The sequence below is a fragment of the Pectobacterium sp. HCp5_1 genome (assembly GCF_032905925.1).
In the GTDB taxonomy this organism is placed as follows: domain Bacteria; phylum Pseudomonadota; class Gammaproteobacteria; order Enterobacterales; family Enterobacteriaceae; genus Pectobacterium; species Pectobacterium brasiliense_A.
Window position 1 is genome coordinate 1 of the sequence record NZ_JAUMIO010000066.1, and the last position, 4,610, is coordinate 4,610.

Here is a 4,610-nt window from a genome sequence, read left to right on the forward strand (position 1 = left end):
CCGCTGCTCCGTCCGGCGGCACCCAATCTGACCTGGTCGATGGATTTCGTCATGGACGCATTGGCCACCGGTCGCAGGATCAAGTGCCTTACCTGCGTAGACGACTTCACGAAGGAATGCCTGACGGTCACTGTTGCCTTTGGGATTTCAGGCGTGCAGGTCACGCGTATTCTGGACAGCATTGCGCTGTTTCGCGGCTATCCGGCGACGATAAGAACGGATCAGGGCCCGGAATTTACCTGCCGCGCACTCGATCAATGGGCCTTTGAGCATGGCGTGGAGCTGCGACTTATCCAGCCCGGCAAGCCGACACAGAACGGATTTATTGAGAGTTTTAACGGACGCTTTCGCGATGAATGCCTGAATGAACACTGGTTCAGTGACGTCAGTCATGCCAGGAAAACCATCAGTGAATGGCGTCAGGATTATAATGAGTACCGCCCGCACTCCGCGCTGAATTATCAGGCGCCGTCTGAATTTGCGGCGGCCTGGAGAAAGGGTAATTCTGATAGTGAAGGATCCGACATTACTAAGTGAGCGTTGTATCTAATCCTGGGGGCAGGTCACTACTGAAACAGTTCTTTCCCTTTATACTTTTTTACATACTGAAAGTAGAATGTATCCACGGCGAACGCTCTACCAGCAGGGAAATGATGTGCTCAACGGTATTTAATTATATTGAGTGCGATAACAATCGCTGATGTAGCCACAGAGCCTGTGGCGACGCCAGTTCTGAACAATTTGAAAGTCAGAATCTCGCTTAGGGCCGTGTCAACATTACATGGGTAGGATCAGAGAGTTTAATCACTTAGTCACTATTGGTGGGTAGGATCACTTTTTAATGGCTTCAAACATGCAAGTATCATGAATGTTGCAAAGAAACATCTTATTTTGTTAGTCTGTGGCTGTTTTGATTATCAGTAAAATCAAGTTTTTATATTCTTTTACAAGGATAGATAAGAATAAATAGCTACCTAGTATTTTATTAGGAAATTATTATGATTAAATCAAGAGAGAAGGAAAGTTTTATGGAAATAGAAAGCAAAAATACATTTGAAAGATGTTTGCGCGAAGGGATTAATGTTTTTACTGGCGCTGGTTTTTCTGTCCTATCCTTTGACAAGAATGAAACACCTCTTCCTGTTGGAGACGAACTAAGAATTGAATTAATAAAGAAATTCCCTGGTTCTCCGTCTACGCTAAAACTCCCTCAACTTTGCACATTAATTTCACGCTCTAAGCGAGATGATCTTAATGATTATATTCGCTCTCGATTTGAAGTGAGGGGGTTTAGTGATAAATATAAAAACTTAGCGAGTGTAAATATAAAAAACATTTTCACTACGAATGTAGATAATTTAGTGGAAAGCATATTTAAGGGGAATCCGAAAAAATATATTAATAATACTACTTTTAATGGAGTTAGTTTTAGGGAGAAATCCGCTATTGATTATTTTTATCTTCATGGTTCAGTATGTGACACCGAATCGCCATTGATTTTTGGCGATCTAGACATTGCTAATGCATTCTCAAATGATCCTACAAAATGGAATTACTTAAAGTCTATAATGAACAAATTTCCAACTCTTTTTTGGGGATATGCACTAAAAGATGCTGGAACTTTACAAGTTTTTGCTGATTCGTTAGATGATCAAAACAGAAAGAATTCATGGATAATTATTCACCCCGATTATATTGATGAGGGTGAAATTGAATATTACCAATCACTAGAACTTAAAATAATTCTATCAGATACAGAAACGTTCTTAGACTATTTAGCTTCATTTGAAGAGCCAAAAGATAACCAAGAGATATTTAATCAACATGAAAACCCATTTCCAGAATACTCGATACCATCGCATTCCGATATTGAACGGCGCTCAATAAATGATTTTTATCAAGGTGCAAATCCTTCCTGGAGTGATATATACTCATCCCGTGTAAATAAATTACATTATTACTCAATTGTAGAGGAGTATATAAACGGAGGGAAGAATGTTCTAATTACTGGCGGTCCGGCAACAGGTAAATCCACACTGCTTATGCAGATGGCTGCTTTCCACAACTTCAATGGGATTAAGTTATTCCTTTCTGATATATCATCCTCAAAAGCTGAAACGCTTTCTGCGAGAATAAAAAACACACCTACAATTCTATTTGTAGATAATATGCAAACTTCAATGGAGGCATTAAATAACCTCTCTGCAAAGAAAAATATTAAGATGGTTATTGCAGAGAGGGACTATGCATATTTATCCGCATCTCGGGCTAATTTTCTTAGAAGAAATGTTGAGATTATTGATATTACACAATTAACTGAGCCTGATGCTCAGGGGATTATAGATAACATACCTGCAGATTTGAAGAAAAATAAAAAATTTAACCTCAGAGAAGGAGACTCTTTATTTGAATTGATTGAGCATAATTGCCGCACTCCAAGTATTAAAGAGAGATTCAAAAATGTATTAAAAGAACTCCATAAAAAAGATAAAAGATTGGTACAGTTATTCTTGTTGGTATGTTACATGCATAATAGTCGAAGTGTCACCTCAATGGACATTCTATATAGTTACTTCAGAGAAGAGTCTATTAATCCTCAGGAGATTTATTCTTTAATCGACATATTGAGTAGCTGTTTGTCAGAATATGCTGGTGAATACTCTGACAGTGATCAAGATTATTTTTCTATAAGATCGAATTTATTATCAGAACATATATCAACAATTGCTCCAGAAAAAGATCTCGCTTGTATGTTGACTAATTTTCATATGAATGTATCGCGTTATTGCATACCTAATTACGATTCATTCAAAAGACGTGCTTATGATGCTCGCTTATTTGAAAGAGCATTTCCTCAGACAGAAACTGGCGAAAAAATTTATGATATAATATATAGAAAACACAATTCACCATTCAATCTACAACAAAAGGCTTTATATCTTAGTCGTAGAGGTAACCATGAGAGGGCATTTATAGTCATTGATGAAGCGATTGCAAATAGTGGTAGTGGAAATTGGTCAGTAAAAAACTCCTATGCAATAATAAAATTTAAAGCCAATATAAACCGTAATAACTCTTATGATGTTAGAAAAGCTCTGAATGAAAGTATGGAATCGTTGGAGCAATGCTATACAGCCGATATGAGGAAAGCATTCCATGCGATGTCGTATGCTGATCAGTCTTTAAAATATTGGAAAAAATATAGAGATCAGACAGCAAAAGGATATCTTGAAAAATCCAAAGAATGGTTAGGAGAAGAAGCGAACAAAGATAATAGTATTAGGAATGTCAGTCGGCTTCTACAGCAAATAAATAATGTTCTAAGGTAGGTTTAATCTGACCCTGTAAATAATTCTGTGTAACTGCCACCGTATTAAAGGTGATCGCTCAGGCGGTCACCGAACTCGATAATAAATCGGCTCATTGCCAGCCGCCAGTTCTGGATCGGCATACTCCATTTTTTCGAGGCCGATTGTATTGCCAGATAAATCACTTTCCGTACCGAGTCATCCGTTGGAAAGACTTTGCGTTTCTTTATCGCCTGACGGATCACGCTGTTCAGTGATTCAATCGCATTCGTGGTGTAGATGGCTTTTCGGATATCCGATGGGTAGCCGAAAAACGTATTCAGGTTTTCCCAGTGCGCACGCCAGCTTTTGCTGATTTGTGGGTATTTCTCATCCCAGATGCCCGCGAACTTATCCAGCGCCATCAACGCCGCTTCCTCTGTTGGGGCCTGATACACGGCTTTCAACCCGCTGGTGACCTCTTTATAATCTTTCCACGAGACGTATTTCAGGCTGTTTCGCACCATATGGATGATGCACAGTTGGATATGTGTTTGCGGATAGACGCTGTTGATGGCGTCAGGAAAGCCCTTCAGTCCATCCACACAGGCAATCAGGATGTCCTGAAGGCCGCGATTTTTAAGTTCCGTCAGCACGTTCAGCCAGAACTTTGCACCTTCATTTTCGGCAAGCCACATGCCCAGCAATTCTTTTTGGCCTTCGGTGTTAATACCCAAAGCGAGGAATACCGCTTTGTTGATGACACTGCCGCTATGGCGGACCTTCACCACGATACAATCAAGATAAACAATGGGATACAGCGAATTGAGTGGGCGATTTTGCCATTCTGTCACCTGCTCTTTAACCGCATCAGTCACTTTGGATATCAGCGTGGGAGACACATCAGCATCGTACATCTCTTTGAATGTAGAAACGATTTCGCGGGTCGTCATCCCTTTGGCGTACAGGGATAAAATCTGGCTATCCATCTGCGTGATACGCGTCTGATTTTTCTTTATCAGTTTGGGCTCGAAGGTGTTTTCGCGGTCACGTGGCGTACTCAGTTCAATTTCACCCTCGTCGCATAACACGGTTTTAGACGAGTAACCATTTCGGGTATTAGAGCCTAATTTAGGCGCATTTTTCTCGTGCCCGAGATGGTCAGTCAGCTCTGCATTGAGTGCCGTTTCGACGGTTAACTGATCCTACCCACGTAATGTGGACACAGCCCTAAGCGAGGTTCTGGTTTTCAAACTGTTCCGGGCTGAGTCCGCCACAGGCACTGTGGCGACGCCAGCGATTGTAATCGCACTCAATATAATT

2 protein-coding genes and 3 pseudogenes are annotated in these 4,610 nt (G+C 40.6%); 3 read left to right on the forward strand and 2 right to left on the reverse strand.

The genetic code is table 11. The annotated features are described in order from the left end of the window. The 3 genes and pseudogenes from Q3A88_RS21495 to Q3A88_RS21505 all read left to right on the forward strand — a co-directional run. A pseudogene (locus Q3A88_RS21495) lies at positions 1-537 on the forward strand (IS3-like element ISYen3 family transposase); the annotation flags it as partial. A gap of 59 nt (positions 538-596) precedes the next feature. Continuing rightward, positions 597-764 (forward strand): annotated as a pseudogene (locus Q3A88_RS21500) (IS3 family transposase); the annotation flags it as partial. A gap of 234 nt (positions 765-998) precedes the next feature. Further along, positions 999-3,329 carry an SIR2 family protein gene (locus tag Q3A88_RS21505; protein WP_317178626.1) on the forward strand — a complete coding sequence of 777 codons (2,331 nt, stop codon included), beginning with the start codon at positions 999-1,001 and terminating at the stop codon, positions 3,327-3,329. A 44-nt stretch (positions 3,330-3,373) separates the two neighbouring features. Here the strand turns inward: Q3A88_RS21505 and Q3A88_RS21510 are convergent. Both Q3A88_RS21510 and Q3A88_RS21515 read right to left on the reverse strand, forming a co-directional pair. After that, positions 3,374-4,489, reverse strand: a pseudogene (locus Q3A88_RS21510) (IS256 family transposase); the annotation flags it as partial. 28 nt (positions 4,490-4,517) lie between these two features. Continuing rightward, a partial coding sequence (locus tag Q3A88_RS21515; RefSeq protein ID WP_130960768.1) for an IS3 family transposase occupies positions 4,518-4,610 on the reverse strand: 93 nt, incomplete at its 5' end.